The following is an 18428-nucleotide window of genomic DNA, read 5'->3' on the forward strand; positions in this document are numbered from 1 at the left end:
ATCGGCGGCATACAGCAAGTTCAATCAAACGTCTTCGCGGGCAATTTCACCGTGTCTTGTATCTTGCTGAGTATCGCCTTGCCTTTCTTCCAGTTTAGCGATCACAGCCGTGGAGATACTGTTACCAATCACGTTAGTCGCTGTACGCCCCATATCAAAAAATTGGTCAATCGCGAGAATAAGTAAGATCCCCGCTTCAGGCAAACTGAACATCGGCAATGTCGCCGCAACAACAACGACCGAAGCACGTGCAACGCCAGCCATGCCTTTGCTGGTAATCATCAATGTCAACATAATCAATATTTGCTCGGCAATACTCAGATCGATATTGTAAGCCTGCGCGATAAACAATACAGCGAAAGACTGATACATCATCGAGCCATCCAGGTTAAAAGAGTAACCCAGTGGTAATACGAAACTGGAGATTTTTTTCGGCACGCCAAAGCGATCCAGTGCATTCATGGTTTTGGGATAAGCGGATTCACTACTGGCTGTCGCAAAAGCCAGTGTCGCAGGTTCCCGAATTAACTTCATCAGAGAAAACAGACGATGACCGAGGAAGAAGAACCCGATAGCAGCCAAAATTGCCCAAAGTAACAATAACCCAAGATAAAATAGCCCGATAAGTTTACCGTAATCATAAAGTAAACTCAGCCCTTGTACAGTAACGGCGGAGGCTATCGCGGCAAATACCGCAATCGGCGCAAACGACATCACGTAATCAGTGATGCGGAACATAATACGCCCCAAATCTTCAATCAGGATCACGATGGGGCTTATTTTCTGACTTTTATGATTGATGTAAGAAAGTGCTGTCCCAAAAAAGAGGGAAAAAACCAGGATCTGTAAAATTTCATTATTCGCCATCGCTTGAACAAAACTACTTGGAAAGATGTGGCTGATAAAGTTTTTTAGCGAAAACCCACTGGTATTCAGGCCGGTATTGACGTCTTCTTGCTGTACAAGAACCAGATTAAGCCCGACACCGGGTTGAAATAGATTCACCATTAACATACCGATACCAAGTGAGACTAATCCTGCGATAACAAACCATACCATCGCTTTCACCGTAATACGCCCTACGGAAGAGGAACCTCCGATTGAGATTAACCCCATCACAATGGTGGCAAAAACAAGTGGTGCGATGATCATTTTAATCAAACGCAGAAAAACATCGGTGATGATATTAATATAGGAAGCAACGTCTTTTGTCTGGTTGGCATCAAGATAATGATGAAATCCCCAACCTGTTATAATACCAAGCAAGATGGCGATGATGATTTGCTGCATGAGCCTTTGTTTGTTCATTATAACCTCTTATTTTTTGTCGATATTAAAGGCGATCCAAATAAATATTTACATTTTTTTAACCTTTAATAAAATGCAAATTAAAAATGTGACATGCAGAAAATGCATGAATAGGTAATATCACAGTGTTGAATTCATTCAATCATCAATTTCACCATTTCTTTTTTAAAATGATCGGTAAGTTTCCATCGTTATTTTCGTTTCATAAAGACACCTGTGTTAAGGTTTTCTCAAAGTGCCCGAATTTATCCGCTTAAATCCTTTTTTGAATACAGCGTTGAGTAAAGTGCAATAATCGTTATTGTTTTATATAACCATTGGAATATTAAAAACGTCTAATAAAACCGTATTAAATTAATAGGTACATAAGAGAAGAAAAACATGCATGATATTGAAATTAAAGAAATTAAAGCGTGCGGAAATTATAATGATGGGCTGATTGCGCTATTAATTGATTGTGTTGATGGCGGCGCCTCTATTGGCTTTATTGCTCCGCTGAAAAGAGAGCGGGCAACTGAATATTGGAATGATGTGGATGCCCGGCTTAAAATCGGGGATTGCCGCCGCCTGATTGCGCTGAAAGATGCAGAGATTATTGGCAGTATTCAGATTGGGCTAACCAAAAAAGATAACGGTAAACATCGGGGTGAAATAGAGAAACTCATGGTGAAAAGCATGTGTCGCTCAGCGGGAATTGGAACACAGCTTATGTCAAAAACCGAGGCGTTATCGACAAATCTCGGTCTAAGATTATTAGTGCTAGATACCAGAGAGGGAGATGTATCAGAAAAGCTATATGCAAAACGCGGTTTCACGCGCGTAGGGGTTATTCCTGGTTTTGCATTGAGCTCAAATGGCAACTATGTGGGTACGGTGATTTATTATAAAGAAATCGATTTACATTAAGGGACACCGCCTACTTTAGGCTGTAGTGCCAATCTTGAATATGTTTTTCCGAATAAAATGCCTATAGATACCATAGGGGCGCCCAACGAGGCCTGCAATGCAAGAGAAAAAGAGAATACTTTTGAGCACTTGCTCTAATGATGCACCACTCATTGTAAGGTTCGCAATATACAATGGCATTTCAAAAGACAAGTAGGCCAAAGTATCTACAAGATAAGGTTTTAGACCTTTATCCGAATTCGTCAAATTGAATTTCTTAAATATCCAATCTCGCCAGATACCAAATGGCCTTGCCGTGGTAGTGATAATGAATAAGCCAATAAAACGCGCGTGCAGATGAGTTGCGAAACTCATTTGTGCAAAACCCAGTTCAATTGGAATTGAGATAAAATAACAAAAAGTATTTAATGCAATAATATCAGCAAAGAAATTGATTTTTCTTTTGCTTGATTGTGGACTGGCTTCGACTTCCATAACAGTACATCTCCATTATCAATAATTCCTTTACAATTCCAAACTAACACTAAAACAAAAAATTCACAAGCCATTAAATTGGATTTTAAATCCCATCATGCCTCTATGTTCAATGCAATACTTTGACTAACACCATTAAGATGGAATTTTATATTATTTAGCTATCCTACAGGGAAGGTATTTTTTTGACACATGGTAATAAAATCCAAAAAAGCGCATCAATTTTAACTCTTGATAGGGCGTGTAAGCCGGACCCTATTTTTAAGTATGCAACATAAATGTTGATATTTTTTTAACTTTGAATTAACTTACTTGGAACGATCATTCCAAAAGGTATATAAAATATGCGAATAAAGGAATTTGACACCGATAAGATTGTAGAAGCTGCCATGCAGGTTTTTTGGCTACGGGGTTATGCAGGAACATCTATACAGGATTTAGTTGAAGGGACTGGCTTATCGAGAAGCAGTCTATACAACACGTTCGAAAATAAGTATGGGCTTTATCAGAAAGCACTGGAACATTATTCTACAATCACAGCCGCTAACATAGAACTTATTGCGGGAGAAGGAACCGCTAAGGAATCAATTCGCAAACTACTTTTAAGTATTGCGGAGGATGAGCTATCCGACTCTCTCATGCGAGGCTGCATGGTTGCAAATGCATCATTAGAATTAGCCGGACATGATACAACTATCGCAGACTTGGTGCTATACAATTTGAAACGGCTACAAAAGGCACTTGAAAAGCGTATTCAGGCAGGACAACTTGCCGGAGAGATTTCAAAAGAAAAGAATGCTTCTGCTTTAGCGTATTTTTTTGTAAACACAATACAGGGCTTAAGAATAATGGGCAAAGGTTGCTCTGTTCAAGAGCGTCAGCGCTGTCTACATGATGTCATTAACATTGCATTGGAAACATTGTAACTCGTCTACCGCAGTATGTAAGACCCGGTTTTTATTTACTTCATTTTGGAACGATCATTCCAAATTAATATTGAAAGGAAATTTTTATGACGACGCAAAAACAACTCAAAATTGCAGTACTAGGAACGGGCTTAATGGGATCACCAATAGCCAGAAATCTACAGAAAAAAGGATTTTTAGTTCATGCATGGAATCGAACGATAACAAAAGCACTACCGCTTCAAACAGAAGGAATTCAGGTTTTTAATACGCCTGCGGATACTGTTCGAGATGCAGACATCATCATCACCGTTCTCAAAGATGGAATGAACGTACAGCAGGTGTTAGAAGGGGCTGCATCGACTATTCGTAAAGGCACTATTTTGCTACAGCTAAGTACTATTGGAGTCGAAGCGGCAACTTCTCTAGGTGCTTTAGCTGAAAAAATAGGTTTGATTTACTACGATGCCCCTATTCAAGGTACCAAGCAACCCGCTGAATTAGCTCAATTGGTCATTCTTGCCTCTGGCCCGATAGATAAACGTACTGAAGTTCAACCTGTTTTTGATGCTATCGGTAAAAAGACTATCTGGGTATCAGAGCAAGAGGGAGCAAGCAGTTGCCTCAAACTTGCCTTAAATAGCTGGGTATTTTCATTGACACATGGGATTGCTGAAAGCCTGACCTTAGCCAAAGGATTAGGAATCGACCCACAGTTAGTTGTTGATGTAATTAAAGGTGGCCCAATGGATAGCGTATTTTTCCAAAGCAAAGCCGCCGCCATGTTATCAGATGATTACACCGTAAGCTTTAGCATTGAAAATGCGGTAAAAGATGCTCAATTAGTCGTTGATGCGGCTAAACAATTTAATCTACAAATTGACGGTGCAAATGTCAGCCTTACCCGATTTGAACATGCTCTTAAAGCAGGTCATGGCGACAAAGATATGGCCGCAACCTATATAATTTAATTGTTTGAGAGCGTTAATGCATGAGTAATCTAAATCAAGTAAATACAGCATTTGAATATGATGTAAACTCGAATAAGCTGCCTGTTTGGAAATTATTGGCTTTTACAATAGCTGGATTTTTAACTATCTTAACGGAGACGATACCTGCTGGATTATTACCGCAGATTAGTGAAGGGTTAAATGTATCCGAAATTCAGGCTGGTCAGCTTGTTACTTTTTATGCTCTTGGTTCGGTCTTAGCGGCAATCCCTATTGTTGCTGTAACACGTAATTTAAATCGTCGGCTTTTGTTCTTATGTGCGATTGGTGGATTATTAGTATTCAATTCAATTACTGCAATATCTACAGATTACGTTCTTACTTTAGTGGCTCGTTTTATCGCGGGTATGGCGGCGGGTGTTATATGGGGATTATTTGCAGGTTACGCTCGTCGTTTAGTTCCTCATCACTTACAAGGGCGTGCGTTGGCAATTGCAGGCGTTGGTCAGCCTATTGCGCTATGCATTGGCGTACCGCTGGGAACAATGTTAGGTACTCTATTCGATTGGCGCGGAGTCTTCTGGATTATGTCAGTAATCGCTCTGCTATTATTGATTTGGATCCGACTTGCAATCCCTGATTTTGCAGGACAATCAAGTCAACAAAGATTATCCATTCGTCGAGTTATTCTTTTGCCGGGAGTTCGTTCAGTATCAGTCACCCTTTTCGCCTGGATTTTAGCACATAATATTTTGTACACCTATATTGCTCCTTATTTAACCGCATTTGGATTGAGTTCTCGTATTGATGTTGTGTTACTCGTGTTTGGGATCGCCTGCATTGTAGGAATTTGGTTAACGGGATTATTTGTTGACCGTGGCGTAAGGGTGTTGACTTTACTGAGTCTTATCTTGTCTGTTATAGCATCACTGTTACTTATTTTATCGAGTTATAATAGCCTGTTTGTGTGGTTCGGATTAATTGTCTGGGGAATGTCTTTTGGTGGTGCGCCGACATTATTGCAAACAGCGCTTGCTGATGTAGCGGAAGAAAATGCAGATATCGCCCAATCGATGTTGGTTACTATTTTTAATCTAGCAGTCGCAGGGGGAGGTATTATCGGGGGAGGTTTACTCAATAATTATGGTATGACTTCATTTCCGATTACCATGATTGCCCTTTCATTATTTGCATTATGTTTAGTCTGGCGAGCCAAGAAAAATGGTTTCAGATCCGGCCAAAGAAGACAGAAATCTGTTATATCAGAAATTGCTTAACGTGAGTTTTCGTTACACTGAGCGTCATATCCTCTAAACATAGATGGCTGAAAAACGAAACTTAACTAACCTGAGATTTGCTTAAGAGGGGAACTAAAATGCCTGAGGCACGATCAACGTTTTTGCTAAAAAACAAGATCGAGCCTCAGGCATGGTTAATTTAGAAGAATTTTATTGCTGCGTCGACAGAGCAAATGGGGTTAAATGATACTGACGTAAACCCCAGCGTTAGGACTTTCAGCATATAGCCATTATCCCATCCTGCTTTCTAACGTTTGCTTTTCAGCCCCATCTTAATTGTTTTCTCATTTTTCAGCAGGTTAAAAACTCCACAACTGTGATACTGCCCAGCGTGGGTCACTGAGGTGCCGTTCCAGCAACCAATGAATATCGTTAACCAGCCACAACTGCCGCTGTTCGATACAACTATAGTCGCCCTCCATGTCCTGGGTTTTGACGTAAGAAATCCCCGTAAGATCTTTCGTCAAATGGGTATCTAAAAAGAATATAATATCGTCATGAAACTCGCCCTGATTGCCTTTTAACGCCAGCATATAATCTGCCTTGTTCCTGACAATCTGGTTAGCTATTTTGTACTGGTAACCCATCACGTCAACCGTGATAATAGAACCTTCAATATCCAGCAAAGCCAGCTATTTTGGGATCGCGGTAATACAGACCCATTCAATCCCGGCCAACACGATTTTAAGCCAGCCTGAAGTTTTTGCCTTCCAGCATAGGATGTACCCGCCGTTTGACGTTGCAGTGATCCTGTTCAATCAGATTATTAAGATTCTTATTCTGTCGAATAATGCTGTCGTTATCCTTTGTTTTTTCCTTGTTTAACGTGTCCAATGCGGCTTTGCTGGAGCCACTTTTATCCCAATGGGGTAATCACGATAAAAAATTATTTAACCTCATCCCTAAATTAAAACCAGACCCATTATTATACCCATCCAAAAAACAACCCCAATAAAAAACACATACTCTTATAGTTATTAATTCAATACAACACAATATTTCCACACCATACATCCCATAAAAACCAATATAAATAAATGCTCTCAAAGAGCACAAAAATAAACACCCTGATTTAATTAAATAAGTTTTGTAAAATATTTACACTTAACGTAAACATTTTAAAACAATCATAAAAATAACAAATCATCTACGGCGTATTTATTTTTCATGCAATTAAAAATATATTATCCATCGAAATTTAATGTTTATTTTGTTAGAGCGATACTTAATCGACATAATAAAAACTAACACAAAGAAATTATATCAAAAAGAAATAACAAGGAAGATTAACATGAAATATAAAAAAAATAGTCCCTATCTAAATCCAAAAATGGTAGCCACAGCTCTTACACTAATTATGGGAGCTTATTGCACAACTAGTTATGCGAAAGAACCAACACCTACAATTATATCAGCAGAGGATGGAGAACAACTAACCAGACGTTGGGGATATCCATTAACAATTAAAGTTGATCCTGTTACTACTGGAGCAAAAAATTTTTCTGTTGGTACTGAAGATATCCCTCCAGGAAAAGCCATTCCGCGTCATCGGCATACACATTCAGAAGAGCTAATCATTGTACAATCAGGTTCCGTCATTGCTCATATAGGAAATGAAAGACGCCCCTTGGGTACAGGAGGAATGGCCTATGCTCCAGAAAATACATGGATGGGATTCGAGAATAGGGGGAACACAACTGCAACTGTGATATGGATTTTCCCCACTCCCGGTTTTGAGGAGTATGTCAGAGCAACATCGGTTCCCGCTGGCAGTCAAATAACGCCATTTTCGGCTAGTGAATTAAATGAAATCCGTCAAAAATATAAGTCATATATAGAATTAGAGGGAGAAGCTCTGAATAACTACCCTACCGATGTCAAAAATGACATACAAAAAAAATAATTTTTAAAAAATGGAATTTAAAAGAATGAACAATATAATAACTAAAAATACCACTTCTTCTTTGGTATATGTGAGCACGGTATCTGAATTGCAACAAGCAATATCTAACCCCTCTGCTCATATTATTATTGAAAAATCTCTTTTTTGATTCAGAAACCTATTGGAAGAATAACCATCAAAGGTAATATTGAAACATTTGGTAATGAAGCAGAGTCATTATCATCGGGTAGGATGTATCTACAACCATCAGCAGGTATTCGTTTTAAAGGAGGCTCTGCTAAAAGCAGCATCGTTGACGGTAATATTGTTACCCGAGGTAAAGCAAGTGCAGCAGTTGAATTAATAAACTCCGAAATCGAGTCATTTCGTGTTTCCGGAAAAATATGGACAAATGGTGAAGAATCAAAGGCATTGATAATATCTAATAGCAGAATTCCCTTAGTAAATATTGATGCCAGTTCTTATCTTGCTGAGTCAGTTTTTCTCGACGATTTCACTATCACACAATTAGTTAAGGTCAAATTATTCGGGAAAACAGGGGGAATGTTCATCGAAACCGATTCAAAAGTAATAACTACAGCAAAAAATATTGAACAGTTATCTACTCTATTTGGTAATCATTTCTCTATATCGAATAGTGAAAAAATAACTCTAAAAAACTCTATTTAATCTTACCAGAGGAGTTAATATACTTTCTTATAATTATCAATAACAACTTTAAACTTATAGATATCCAATTTTCTATTTAGGAAAAGGCAATGACTGATATTTTTGAAAATCCAATGGGGTTAGATGGATTTGAATTTATTGAGTTTTCATCACCCAAACCAAATTTACTCGAACATACTTTCGAATTATTGGGGTTCACCGAAATAGCACGACATCGCTCTAAAAATGTCTCTTTATACCGCCAAGGAGATATTAATTTCATTATCAATAGGGAACCTCAAAGTGCTGCTGCCTATTTTGCTGCCGAACACGGACCAGGTGTCTGTGGCTTAGCTTTCCGCGTTAAAGATGCCAAGCAAGCTTTTAATAGAGCTATAGAATTAGGAGCACAGCCCGTCGAAATTCCGATTGGTCCTATGGAACTTCGCCTACCCGCTATTCGGGGTATTGGTGGTACAATATTATATTTAATTGATAAATCTCAAAATAAAACATCAATATATGACATTGATTTTCAATATCTAGATGATATTGATCTCCATCCCAAAGGTCATGGTTTCACCGTAGTCGACCATCTTACTCATAATGTTTATCGTGGTCGCATGACCTTTTGGGCAAATTTTTACGAGAATTTATTTAATTTTCGTGAAATTAGGTACTTCGATATCAAAGGCGAGTATACTGGCCTAGTGTCCAAAGCCATGACTGCACCTGATGGTAAGATCAGAATCCCTCTTAATGAAGAATCAGATAAAGGAGCAGGTCAGATAGAAGAGTTTTTGATGCAATTCAATGGAGAAGGTATCCAACATATAGCCTTGCTTACTGATGATATTTTTCATAGTGTGGATAAACTAATTGAAGCAGGGGTGCCACTCATGAAAGCACCTCCAGAAAGTTATTATCAAATGCTTGAGGAACGTATACCCGGTAACGGTGAAGACCCCAATCAACTTCAAACTAGAGGAATTCTACTTGATGGTTCAGCTGAAAATGGAACCCCTCGCCTATTATTACAAATATTCTCCGCCAATTTATTAGGTCCAGTGTTTTTTGAATTTATCCAACGCAAAGGGGATCAAGGATTCGGTGAGGGTAATTTCAAAGCCTTATTTGAATCTATCGAAAGAGACCAGATTGAGCGTGGTGTTTTAACTACTTAATGTTCAAAATATCCTACTAATCTTAATTCTTGGCCAATTTAGATTGGCCACTATTGTTATTCTATTATCTATAACTTAATTTACAAGGAAATACCTTCTCGCACATTTTGTCATGGCGATATTCTGCTGTACTTAGAAATCAACCTTGTGGCGTTTGTAAGTAAAATCTATAGATATCATTCGCCCCCACCGGGGAGATATTTAATTACCGGTATGATAACAGCAAATACTGAACGCAAACTCACAGATATTGTTCTTTCAAAATCTTCCAGGATGAGATTTTCTATAGTATTCACTAGAAAATTTCCGGCATTATTAAATATCTAAGCGACCAAACACATTCGCAGTTTGTTTCACCGCTGAAATCACTTGAGTAACATCAGACACATCCGCCACTATTGCCGCCCCAGTACTACGGTGGCCTCCCGTAATCAACACCACTTTTCCTGCCAACGAACTCACAATATAACGCCTTAAAGGCGTACAACTATTTTTCCAACTGCCTGATTGCTAGACATTAACTCATGGGCTTGAATAATTTGGTCAAAATCAAAGGAGTGGGCACGGATAGAGGGAATGGCCCCCATTGCCCTTTGTTGAGCTATGTGTGCCAAAGGTGCTTTATCTAGTCGTAGCTCCGGGGTGCCAAGCATCTGAGTTGAAAAAAAACGTAATCCGACGGCATTGGGCAGATCACTCAGTAGATCTAATTGTTCAATCACTCTTCCACTTAACAGACCAATTACAACTACTTCTCCAAACGCTCTGACAGATTGGAGAGAATCGCGCACAGTCTCTCCTCCTGTGATTTCAAGAACTGCATCAACTCCTTGAGGATATTGTTGACGTACTTGTTCTGCTATTGTTCCTGTATCAACGAGAACAGAATCTGCACCTAATTCAATTAACCTTTCGCATTGAGAATGTCTGCGAGTAGTTGCTATTACCTTCGCTCCTCGATATTTTGCATAAACAATTGCTGCTTGACCAACCGAAGACGTTGCTCCTCGAATTAGTAATCTCTGACCTTCACTTAATCCCAATGTAGGGGTCAATGCTCCCCATGCGGTCAAAAAAGCTTCAGGCAATGCGGCTAATTCTTCCCAATCTAAGTTAACATCACCAAATGGAATAACATTATCACGCCGTACAACCACTTGTTCAGCATAGCTGCCAGTTCTATCAAACCCCAATCCCCCCATTGCAGTGGCAACACGTTGACCAGGAAAGAAAGCACCTGAATTATCCTCAATAACTTCTCCTACCGCCTCGATACCCAACACAGTGGGAGCCGCTAGAGGGCCATAAGAACCAGAACGGATATCAACCTCTAACCGATTAATACCAAAAGCGTGTACGCGGATACGCACTTCTCCCTCGCGGGTAATGGGTTCAGGAATATCTTGCAATTTCATAACGCCGGGAGCACCAGTATTATTAATAACGTATGCTTTCATGACTATGTCTCTTTTTTATATAAATAACGTATATGCTGATAAAACTATTTTTTTGAAAATAGCTAATAATTTAATATAACCATACCAATTGATACAATTGTAAGTATTAAACCCAGATGTTGTCAATAATTTTTATATCAATTAGTACATATATTTTTAATTAAAGAAATCAGATATGACTAGAAGGTTCTATTACATTAATGGAGAGATCGCGAGCAAAATTATTTTGAGTGATTTTATGCAGAAAGTTGATTGAAAAAATCGGCAGATGAAATTGGGTATTCCGATTCTTGAGGGGATTATCTTCTACGTAAGATACTAACCAATATAACCTCATCTAACAGGGTCTGAGTCGTCTGAAGTTTTTGAACCTCAGCGTAGGACATATCCTGTTTAACGTATTCATCGCGGCTTTCGGGTTGTTCGTGCTGGCATATTGCTTTCCTAAAGAAACGTAATGTTGCTTTTTTATCCCGATGAATTGTCAACGAAAAATCAACCGTATGCCGTCTGAATCCACAGCACGGTAAGGATAACGCTATTGTCCTTTGATTTTGATAGTGGTTTCGTCCATTCGACATTGACATCCAACCGCAGGCTGACTCCGCCGATAGCGTTTGACCATCAACGGGTCAGATGAACCCAGCGGGAAAGAGTGGATGCTCGACGGTTATCCCCGCCTACGCTCGGACACAACGCGTAGGCTAGATAACAGCGAATACGCAAGGCAATAATATCAACAGGACATCGTCGGGGTGAACAAATGATGTAACAACCTATTGTAACTACATAACATTAACACCACTAACATTTCCAATTATACTCCTAATAAGTTAGGCTGCCCGCTGGATGCAGTGACACCACCGTCTACAGGAAGATTCACACCGGTAATAAAACGGGCATCTTGGCTGGCGAGGAAAATAATAACATCAGCGACTTCTTGTGGTGTTCCACCGCGTTTCAGCGGGATGCGTTCGGCAAATTTTGCTACTAGATCTGGATTGGCTGTAACGAACTGTGACATGTCTGAAACAATATATGTTGGGCATACTGCATTCACTCGAATACCTTGGCTACCATAGTCTAGAGCTAAAGCTCGAGTCAAGTTGGATACTGCCCCCTTAGAGGCATTGTAAATACTCATTCCCCAATCCCCTCCCAGCCCTGTGACCGACGAAACGTTAACAATTGCGCCACGAGTTTTGCTCAGGTGGGGTATTGCGGCACGGCAAGCATAGAATACGCCATTAGCATTTGTTGCAAAAACATTTTGCCAATCACTCAACGCGCTTTCATCTGTAATTTGGCCTTCCCAACCTACCCCAGCGTTATTCACTAAGACGTCCAGACGACCAAAGTGTACGATTGTAATTGAGATAAGTTTTTCAACATCAGCCCATTGAGAGACGTCAGTTGGTACAATCAGTATGCGTTGAGGATCTAATTTCTGAGCAGAGTGTTCGAGTTTTTCCTTATTACGGCCAGAAAGGACAATCATTGCACCTTCCTCATAGAAACGTTGTACCGTTGCAGCACCTATACCAGAACCCGCACCTGTGACAATTACAACTTTTGAGTTAAAACGATTCATTTCATGACTCCTACAATGCAGTCTCCAATAAAACTATATTTTTATTTCACCTAATATAAATTTATCCAACTAAGAGCACTCAGCGTGATGAGACTTGCCGGCTATGAGGAAAACCATGTTTTTTTGCCTGCCAAGCCACAAATAATCCGATCAACAGCAAAATACATATAGCCCAAGGGAATGAGGATACCCCATTGGTTTCCAGTAGTATTCCCCCAATAATACCCCCGCCAGCAATAGCAAGGTTCCAGGCTGTAACAACCATAGACTGTGCCACATCAGCACCATCCCCAGCCGCATCTGCGGACGCGGTTTGCAGTAATGTAGCTGCACCACCAAAAGTTAACCCCCACAGAGCAACACTCAGATAGATAACAGCTGAGACTTTTCCGCCAAAACCAAGCATGATTGCAATTAAGGCGAATACGCTGAGGCTGAGCAATACCAGCCTTCGTAGATAACGATCAACCAGCAGACCGATTATCCAAATACCAAGCAACGCCGCTACTCCAAATACCAGTAGAATAAAATCAACACGATCCGACAGTCCTGCGGGTACGAGGAAAGGTGCGATATAGGTATAAAGAATGTTGTGTGCCAACATCCAAAGCAGGATGACAAACAAGACCGGACGTACACCTGCTGTAGTAAAGACTTTATGAACAGGGATTCGACGATCTGAATTTTGGCCAGGAAAATCAGGCAATTTAAGCATGACCCACACCACCAGCATCAACGTCAAGCCAGACATAATCGCGAAGGTTCCTCTCCAACCAATGAGATTACCGATCCAAGTTCCGACAGGAACCCCCAGCGACAGTGCAATTGGTGTTCCTACCATCGCTACCGCCATCGCACGACCCTGCAATGAGACAGATACCATCCGGCGTGCGTAACCTGCCAAAAGTCCCCAGGCAAGACCCGCAGCAACGCCAGCCAGAAAACGCGCAATCAACGTCAGAAAATAATTGGTAGACAATGCGGTGATGGTGTTGAAAATTAGGAAGCCGCCGATAGCGAGTAATAAGACTGGTCGCCGGCGCCAACCACGTGTTGCTGCCGTAAGGGGAATTGCAGCCAATAGAGAGCCCAGAGCATAAAGTGTGACTAGCTGGCCAGCTAATGCTTCTGAAACACCAAGACCCATACCAATTTGTGGTAACAGACCTGCGGGAAGCGTCTCCGTCAGAATGGCGATAAAACCCGTCATTGCAAGTGCCAATAGTCCAGAAATCGGTAAGCGCTCACTCTCCGCTCCAAGTGCCTTAGAAGTTTTTTCGTTCATCAAAATAGCCCCTTTAATATATCGATTGATACATAACTTAATGGTGATGAGGACATCTTGTCAATAACTTTTATATTGACTAGTATATAAATTTGTTTTAAACGAAGAAATGCGAGGAAATGATCATGGCTAAGCTGGGGCGCCCACGTAGTTTCGATCGTGACGAAGCGATCAATCAAGCAATGCTGCTGTTCTGGGAGCATGGCTATGAATCAACGTCTCTAAACCTACTCAAGTCTGGAATGGGAGATATTTCCGCCCCTAGTTTCTATGCTGCCTTTGGTTCCAAAGAGATATTATTTAAAGAAGTAGTCACCCGTTATCTCAATACGTATGGCCAAGTAACTGCTAGCCTTTGGGATCAAACCCTACCCCCCAAAGAGGCTATTGAGTTAGCTCTACGTTGTTCAGCAAAAATGCAAACGGAATGTAACCATCCTCCAGGCTGCTTGCTGGTACTATCAGCTAGCGTCTGTTCTCCGGAGCACGCCCACATTCAAAAACTGCTGATCGATGCCAGAAGACGAGTACGAAAAGGTTTCACGTCCTGTATCCAGCGCGCTATAGATAATGGTGAATTGGCTGGAGAAAGCGATCCTACAGTAATGGCAGCAATGTTTGACAGCTTCTTGTTGGGATTTTCAACTTTGGCTAGGAATGGAGTTCCTCTAAAGGTTTTTGAGTCATCCATTACACAAATAATGAAAGTTTGGGATACTAGGGGCTGTAATGAGCAACCGTCTTCCACTTTAAACTGTATGGAATGATTCGCCCCATGGTTTATTTGTTTTTATCATTACATTGGGAATGACCAGTAATTTACGCATACAAGCAAGCAACGGTGATGGCTTTGTTTGGCTTGCCTGTTGTCGTCAATCTCCTGTAGAAAGCACGGAGAACGGAATTAAATCTAATTGCCGCTAATGTGGTCATATAGGGTTCTGTCTCATTAAGCGGTCATCAAGTAATCCCCCTGTTTTTGAGCAAATCCAGAGCAATGTCCTTTATCCGAAAAGCGTTCAAACGTCTGCACTATCCCGTTGATATTATTGCCTTGTGTGTTCACTGCTATCTAGCTTACACGCTGAGCCTGCGTAATTCGGAAGAACATGATCCTCACTCGTACTTTATTTGTTAATGTGACAGAACCCATGCAGGGTTGAATAAAGGTGAAGCCCGCAATGCGCTGGCGCGGGCTGTGTTTTTCAATCGTCTCGAGAAAATTCATGACAGAATTTTTGAGCAGTAACGCTATCGAGCCAGTGGTTTAAATCTTGTTACAACAGCAATAGTGTTATGGAACACGGTTTACTTGGAACAGGCAATAAAGAGTCTGCGGGAGCATGGATACCGTGTGATGAATCATTACTTGAAGACCTGTCCACTCTCGGTTGGGAACATATCAATTTAATCGGCGAGTATGTGCGGAGCTGTCGAACCAGAATTGGAGATGGAAAATTCAGGCCGTTGCGACAACTCAAATTATCTTAGTGTGCTTTAAATTCTGTTTTCTGAGGCACCCCCTATTTCAGGAAAAATACCAACCATAACCCCTAGTTGAATAAAAATGATAAAAATACCTAAAAGGAAAACTGAAACCAACATAGGAGTACCACCAATAACCCGATACTGACCTGTATTTTTTTTGCGTGCTTTGAATGCTAAAAGACTCGGTAATAATAGGGCTAAGATAGATAATGCCACTGCTGCATAGCTTAAAGCTATTACAAAACCGTTCGGGTAGAAGCATGAAAAAGATAACGGAGGTAAAAATGTCAGAAATCCGGTTTGTAAACGACCCGATATACTATCGTGACGTTTGAATAAATCCGCCAAAAAGTCGAATAACCCTAATGCTACTCCTAAAAAAGAAGTTATCAAAGCTAAGTTAGCGAACATTTGTATAAAAAACTCTGATTCAGGCGATATAACTACATCATGGATGGAGCGCAATAATCCCTCCAAACCAGATTTCTCAATCAAAATACCAGAAAGAACTCTTGATTCAAGGCTTCCTAACATTGCAAGCTGCCACATAATATATGATATTAACGGAATTGAGCTACCTATTATAAATATACGCCTCAATTTTTTTATATCTCCATTCATATATCGCACAATGCTAGGAACACATCCATGAAAACCAAATGATGTAAAAATTACTGGAATGGATGAAATAATGATTCCTTGCCCTATCGGCATAGATAATAAATTTACATGATCTATGTGGGGTGTTATCATTGCCAACATTAAAATAAAAAAAATAAATTTGATACTAAATACAATTCGGTTTATAAAATCTACTGCATTCGTTCCAACACAAACAATACACCCGGTAATCAAAGTAAATAAAACACTTCCTAATGAAATAGGAAATGACAGATTTAACCATTTATTTAGATTACTCACTAGTAACTCACCGGCCCCACTAATATAAGCTGCAATTAAAGCATACATAAGAAAGATCATACTTCCGCCTGCAACAATCTTTCCGGAATGACCTAAGTATTTTGAAACAAGTGTTCCAAATCCAATATTGGAAGTACTGTATTGATAAACTTCAACTAATAACAATGCTGTGTAATTCGTTAATCCCCATAACCCGATCAAAATAATCATGCTCGTAAAGAAACCAACACCCATTGTAGCTAACGGCATCGCTAACATCCCTGCTCCAATTGTTGTACCAGCAACAATAAAAACACTTCCAAAAGTTCGATTTTTCACCAAGATTATCCTTTAAAAGAGAACGCCTCTTTAACATATATCAATATATATATATTATTTTCAATAAAAAATTAACAAAAAATTTATGTTTCCACATCATTCTAGAAACAATAACCAAATACAACTATATTTAATTAATTAATTGACGAAAAATTATTCCCATAGAAAGTGACATTAGGTTAGCACTAAAATCATTTAAAAAATTCTTGTATTCACATAGTAAGTACAACACAGTTATTAACAAAGTAAACAAGTTCGTATATCCTTGAATAATTCATTAGGTGTTTTGTCATCATGCGTTTTTCTAGGATGTTTATTTAAGAGATTGACCACAATATTTATCTCCAGATCTGATACCTTATTAATATCTGTCTCTTTTGGAAAGTAGTCTCTAATTAATCTATTTGTATTCTCATTTATTCCTTTTTTCTGAGGAGAGTAAAAGTGGGGTAAATTACCTAAGTGAAAATCAATCGCTTTTTCTTCACTCGTACTTTCTTTGTTAATGAGAAAAAACCGTTTTTCTACCTGTCTAATTTGTTCATTGATTTCGTTCAAACGGTAATGTAATAATACTCTTCAAGAAGTCCAAGCAGGAACGGATCCCGTTTTTCCCTTAATCGCTCAAACACCTCCGACATCGCTTTATTCAGTGAGGCTCTTCCCTTATGCTCGCCTTTCACTAAATCCCAGTAGCAAATCATGCAACGCATTGATTTGCTAGGTACTGAATTTCACAACGAGTCGCGCATCCGGTGTAATGACAAAATAGCCTGTTGTTCTTCGTTTTTGGCGGCAACAGATTTACCCGGCTGTTGAACTACCAGGCCAATGATCCGGGCATCCTGAACATCGTTTTTGTTTCCTATCTGGAATGCCCTAATAAACCGGATTTGAAGCAAACACACCTCATTGCTCCAGGCTAAAAGTTTTAGCATTGACGTCAGAATGCTGGCCCAGATGGGAGAAGTTCTTAATCACCATCCAGACAGAGAACAATTTATTCGCCCCCTACCGGAGCGGTTCCGGTTTTCGCTATTAATTCGTGATCAGCCCTATACCAACAATCGCAGCTATCAATTTCAATTTCATAGCAACTCAAATGCCCGCGTGAAAACATCATCAGAATACGGTTGTTGACCGTTTTCCATCCAGATCATCGCCGTAATCAGTACTGTCATGGTGCGTTGATGGTTCACACCAATCACTGCATCACTGGCAATACCAACCAACCTGCTCACATAATTAATGTATGCCTCAGTGTCGTTTTCAACTGGTGGCGCCCAGCGGGAAATAAACTGACGGATCGTATTATCGCCATATTTGCGTTCATAATTACACAGAATTTTCAGCATGGCCCGTATGCCATATTCTGGTGATACAAACTGACAAAATGATTTATCTGTTTGTGTATCTCTCAACCCCAGCCATTTATCACCGTGGCGAATGTTGCGTATGCCTCTACGCATCAGTTCACCCCAAATTTATTTTTGAGAAAAATGAATACAGATTCGATAATCGCCCCAATTTTTTTGGTGCCTAAAAATCCAATGAACACACCAAAAAACTGCGCCAGACTGAGCGGCAGATTCGCATATTCCAGCGCGGTAATAATCCCGATACTGATAAACGAACAAATCGCCGCTTCAGCCAATGACGCCATCCAACCCGCACCGTCTCGTTTCTCACGCGTAAATGCGGTTACCGCCGCTAGCAGCATTCCCGCAATGCGTGGATACGGATGTACTGGAAGTGATTGTGGTGGTAAATATAAAAAAGGCCACGCCGGAGA

18 protein-coding genes and 8 pseudogenes are annotated in these 18428 nt (G+C 40.1%); 10 read left to right on the plus strand and 16 right to left on the minus strand.

The window, feature by feature from the left end:
• Positions 1–24: 24 nt before the first annotated feature.
• A complete protein-coding gene (locus XPG1_RS08695) occupies positions 25–1308 on the minus strand; it encodes a dicarboxylate/amino acid:cation symporter (RefSeq protein WP_045958742.1) in 1284 nt (427 codons plus the stop codon).
• A 381-nt stretch (positions 1309–1689) separates the two neighbouring features.
• Between XPG1_RS08695 and XPG1_RS08700 the strand changes: the two genes are divergently transcribed.
• Positions 1690–2214: a GNAT family N-acetyltransferase gene (locus XPG1_RS08700; protein WP_045958743.1), complete on the plus strand. Its 525-nt coding sequence runs from the start codon at positions 1690–1692 to the stop codon at positions 2212–2214.
• 15 nt (positions 2215–2229) lie between these two features.
• On the opposite strand, the gene alaE is transcribed toward XPG1_RS08700, so the two are convergent.
• The gene (alaE, locus tag XPG1_RS08705) at positions 2230–2688 is read right to left on the minus strand and encodes an L-alanine exporter AlaE (protein ID WP_045958744.1); all 459 of its coding nucleotides are present in this window, start codon (positions 2686–2688) and stop codon (positions 2230–2232) included.
• A gap of 344 nt (positions 2689–3032) precedes the next feature.
• On the opposite strand from alaE, the gene XPG1_RS08710 reads away from it, so the two are divergent.
• From XPG1_RS08710 to XPG1_RS08720, 3 genes are all read left to right on the plus strand, one after another.
• Positions 3033–3614, plus strand: coding sequence for a TetR/AcrR family transcriptional regulator (locus tag XPG1_RS08710; protein ID WP_045958745.1), 582 nt, complete (start codon positions 3033–3035; stop codon positions 3612–3614).
• Between the two features lie 86 nt (positions 3615–3700).
• A complete protein-coding gene (locus tag XPG1_RS08715) occupies positions 3701–4564 on the plus strand; it encodes an NAD(P)-dependent oxidoreductase (protein WP_045958746.1) in 864 nt (287 codons plus the stop codon).
• A 20-nt stretch (positions 4565–4584) separates the two neighbouring features.
• A complete protein-coding gene (locus tag XPG1_RS08720; protein ID WP_045958747.1) occupies positions 4585–5820 on the plus strand; it encodes an MFS transporter in 1236 nt (411 codons plus the stop codon).
• Positions 5821–6140: 320 nt separating this feature from the next.
• On the opposite strand, the pseudogene XPG1_RS19100 reads toward XPG1_RS08720, so the two are convergent.
• Positions 6141–6473: pseudogene (locus tag XPG1_RS19100) on the minus strand (ISAs1 family transposase); the annotation flags it as partial.
• Positions 6474–6491: 18 nt separating this feature from the next.
• Positions 6492–6702: pseudogene (locus XPG1_RS17555) on the minus strand (DDE-type integrase/transposase/recombinase); the annotation flags it as partial.
• Positions 6703–7132: 430 nt separating this feature from the next.
• Between XPG1_RS17555 and XPG1_RS08730 the strand changes: the two are divergent.
• The 3 genes from XPG1_RS08730 (at position 7133) to hppD (ending at position 9576) form a co-directional block, all read left to right on the plus strand.
• Positions 7133–7744: a cupin domain-containing protein gene (locus tag XPG1_RS08730; RefSeq protein WP_045958748.1), complete on the plus strand. Its 612-nt coding sequence runs from the start codon at positions 7133–7135 to the stop codon at positions 7742–7744.
• Between the two features lie 144 nt (positions 7745–7888).
• Positions 7889–8413 (plus strand): hypothetical protein, encoded by a 525-nt coding sequence (locus XPG1_RS08735; protein ID WP_045958749.1) that lies wholly within the window; start codon positions 7889–7891, stop codon positions 8411–8413.
• An 89-nt stretch (positions 8414–8502) separates the two neighbouring features.
• Positions 8503–9576, plus strand: a complete 1074-nt coding sequence (gene hppD / locus XPG1_RS08740; protein ID WP_045958750.1) for a 4-hydroxyphenylpyruvate dioxygenase — start codon at positions 8503–8505, stop codon at positions 9574–9576.
• Positions 9577–9891: 315 nt separating this feature from the next.
• Here hppD and XPG1_RS18425 read toward each other — a convergent pair whose 3' ends face one another.
• The 5 genes and pseudogenes from XPG1_RS18425 to XPG1_RS08755 all read right to left on the minus strand — a co-directional run bounded on the left by XPG1_RS18425 (position 9892) and on the right by XPG1_RS08755 (position 13909).
• Positions 9892–10038: a hypothetical protein gene (locus tag XPG1_RS18425; protein WP_157879467.1), complete on the minus strand. Its 147-nt coding sequence runs from the start codon at positions 10036–10038 to the stop codon at positions 9892–9894.
• An 11-nt stretch (positions 10039–10049) separates the two neighbouring features.
• A complete protein-coding gene (locus XPG1_RS08745; RefSeq protein ID WP_045958751.1) occupies positions 10050–11033 on the minus strand; it encodes a zinc-binding dehydrogenase in 984 nt (327 codons plus the stop codon).
• A 413-nt stretch (positions 11034–11446) separates the two neighbouring features.
• Positions 11447–11813 (minus strand): annotated as a pseudogene (locus XPG1_RS18955) (DDE-type integrase/transposase/recombinase); the annotation flags it as partial.
• A gap of 37 nt (positions 11814–11850) precedes the next feature.
• Positions 11851–12624: a meso-2,3-butanediol dehydrogenase gene (gene budC / locus XPG1_RS08750; protein ID WP_045958752.1), complete on the minus strand. Its 774-nt coding sequence runs from the start codon at positions 12622–12624 to the stop codon at positions 11851–11853.
• 79 nt (positions 12625–12703) lie between these two features.
• Positions 12704–13909, minus strand: coding sequence for an MFS transporter (locus tag XPG1_RS08755; protein ID WP_045958753.1), 1206 nt, complete (start codon positions 13907–13909; stop codon positions 12704–12706).
• Positions 13910–14034: 125 nt separating this feature from the next.
• Here XPG1_RS08755 and XPG1_RS08760 point away from each other — a divergent pair, with 125 nt between their 5' ends.
• Positions 14035–14676 (plus strand): TetR/AcrR family transcriptional regulator, encoded by a 642-nt coding sequence (locus tag XPG1_RS08760; protein ID WP_045958754.1) that lies wholly within the window; start codon positions 14035–14037, stop codon positions 14674–14676.
• Here the strand turns inward: XPG1_RS08760 and XPG1_RS18960 are convergent.
• Positions 14659–14845 (minus strand): annotated as a pseudogene (locus XPG1_RS18960) (IS110 family transposase); the annotation flags it as partial. The gene XPG1_RS08760 and the pseudogene XPG1_RS18960 sit on opposite strands and share 18 nt — an antisense overlap.
• Positions 14846–14906: 61 nt before the next feature.
• On the opposite strand from XPG1_RS18960, the pseudogene XPG1_RS18430 reads away from it, so the two are divergent.
• Positions 14907–15017, plus strand: a pseudogene (locus XPG1_RS18430) (IS6 family transposase); the annotation flags it as partial.
• 36 nt (positions 15018–15053) lie between these two features.
• Positions 15054–15400, plus strand: a pseudogene (locus XPG1_RS17570) (Tn3 family transposase); the annotation flags it as partial.
• A 6-nt stretch (positions 15401–15406) separates the two neighbouring features.
• Here the strand turns inward: XPG1_RS17570 and tyrP are convergent.
• The 6 genes and pseudogenes from tyrP to XPG1_RS08785 form a co-directional block, all read right to left on the minus strand.
• Positions 15407–16636 carry a tyrosine transporter TyrP gene (gene tyrP / locus XPG1_RS08765; RefSeq protein ID WP_045958755.1) on the minus strand — a complete coding sequence of 410 codons (1230 nt, stop codon included), beginning with the start codon at positions 16634–16636 and terminating at the stop codon, positions 15407–15409.
• A 237-nt stretch (positions 16637–16873) separates the two neighbouring features.
• Positions 16874–17083 (minus strand): annotated as a pseudogene (locus tag XPG1_RS08770) (transposase); the annotation flags it as partial.
• Between the two features lie 107 nt (positions 17084–17190).
• Positions 17191–17349 carry a hypothetical protein gene (locus XPG1_RS18755; protein WP_197541097.1) on the minus strand — a complete coding sequence of 53 codons (159 nt, stop codon included), beginning with the start codon at positions 17347–17349 and terminating at the stop codon, positions 17191–17193.
• Between the two features lie 21 nt (positions 17350–17370).
• On the minus strand, positions 17371–17574 hold the full coding sequence (locus XPG1_RS18760; RefSeq protein WP_197541098.1) for a hypothetical protein: 204 nt from the start codon (positions 17572–17574) through the stop codon (positions 17371–17373).
• 150 nt (positions 17575–17724) lie between these two features.
• Positions 17725–18105 carry a structural protein gene (locus XPG1_RS08780; protein WP_045958756.1) on the minus strand — a complete coding sequence of 127 codons (381 nt, stop codon included), beginning with the start codon at positions 18103–18105 and terminating at the stop codon, positions 17725–17727.
• Positions 18105–18368, minus strand: a pseudogene (locus XPG1_RS08785) (phage holin family protein); the annotation flags it as partial. The pseudogene XPG1_RS08785 and the gene XPG1_RS08780, both read right to left, overlap by 1 nt.
• Between the last annotated feature and the right edge of the window lie 60 nt (positions 18369–18428).

Origin of the sequence: Xenorhabdus poinarii G6 (genome assembly GCF_000968175.1) — a bacterium.
Lineage (GTDB): Bacteria > Pseudomonadota > Gammaproteobacteria > Enterobacterales > Enterobacteriaceae > Xenorhabdus > Xenorhabdus poinarii.

What these genes read in the sequence shown, in the direction of transcription:
- XPG1_RS08695 (WP_045958742.1), bottom strand. Translation starts at nt 1,308, where the DNA reads ATGAACAAACAAAGGCTCATGCAGCAAATCATCATCGCCATCTTGCTT.
- XPG1_RS08700 (WP_045958743.1), top strand. Translation starts at nt 1,690, where the DNA reads ATGCATGATATTGAAATTAAAGAAATTAAAGCGTGCGGAAATTATAAT.
- alaE (WP_045958744.1), bottom strand. Translation starts at nt 2,688, where the DNA reads ATGGAAGTCGAAGCCAGTCCACAATCAAGCAAAAGAAAAATCAATTTC.
- XPG1_RS08710 (WP_045958745.1), top strand. Translation starts at nt 3,033, where the DNA reads ATGCGAATAAAGGAATTTGACACCGATAAGATTGTAGAAGCTGCCATG.
- XPG1_RS08715 (WP_045958746.1), top strand. Translation starts at nt 3,701, where the DNA reads ATGACGACGCAAAAACAACTCAAAATTGCAGTACTAGGAACGGGCTTA.
- XPG1_RS08720 (WP_045958747.1), top strand. Translation starts at nt 4,585, where the DNA reads ATGAGTAATCTAAATCAAGTAAATACAGCATTTGAATATGATGTAAAC.
- XPG1_RS08730 (WP_045958748.1), top strand. Translation starts at nt 7,133, where the DNA reads ATGAAATATAAAAAAAATAGTCCCTATCTAAATCCAAAAATGGTAGCC.
- hppD (WP_045958750.1), top strand. Translation starts at nt 8,503, where the DNA reads ATGACTGATATTTTTGAAAATCCAATGGGGTTAGATGGATTTGAATTT.
- XPG1_RS08745 (WP_045958751.1), bottom strand. Translation starts at nt 11,033, where the DNA reads ATGAAAGCATACGTTATTAATAATACTGGTGCTCCCGGCGTTATGAAA.
- budC (WP_045958752.1), bottom strand. Translation starts at nt 12,624, where the DNA reads ATGAATCGTTTTAACTCAAAAGTTGTAATTGTCACAGGTGCGGGTTCT.
- XPG1_RS08755 (WP_045958753.1), bottom strand. Translation starts at nt 13,909, where the DNA reads ATGAACGAAAAAACTTCTAAGGCACTTGGAGCGGAGAGTGAGCGCTTA.
- XPG1_RS08760 (WP_045958754.1), top strand. Translation starts at nt 14,035, where the DNA reads ATGGCTAAGCTGGGGCGCCCACGTAGTTTCGATCGTGACGAAGCGATC.
- XPG1_RS18755 (WP_197541097.1), bottom strand. Translation starts at nt 17,349, where the DNA reads ATGCGTTGCATGATTTGCTACTGGGATTTAGTGAAAGGCGAGCATAAG.
- XPG1_RS18760 (WP_197541098.1), bottom strand. Translation starts at nt 17,574, where the DNA reads ATGCTAAAACTTTTAGCCTGGAGCAATGAGGTGTGTTTGCTTCAAATC.
- XPG1_RS08780 (WP_045958756.1), bottom strand. Translation starts at nt 18,105, where the DNA reads ATGCGTAGAGGCATACGCAACATTCGCCACGGTGATAAATGGCTGGGG.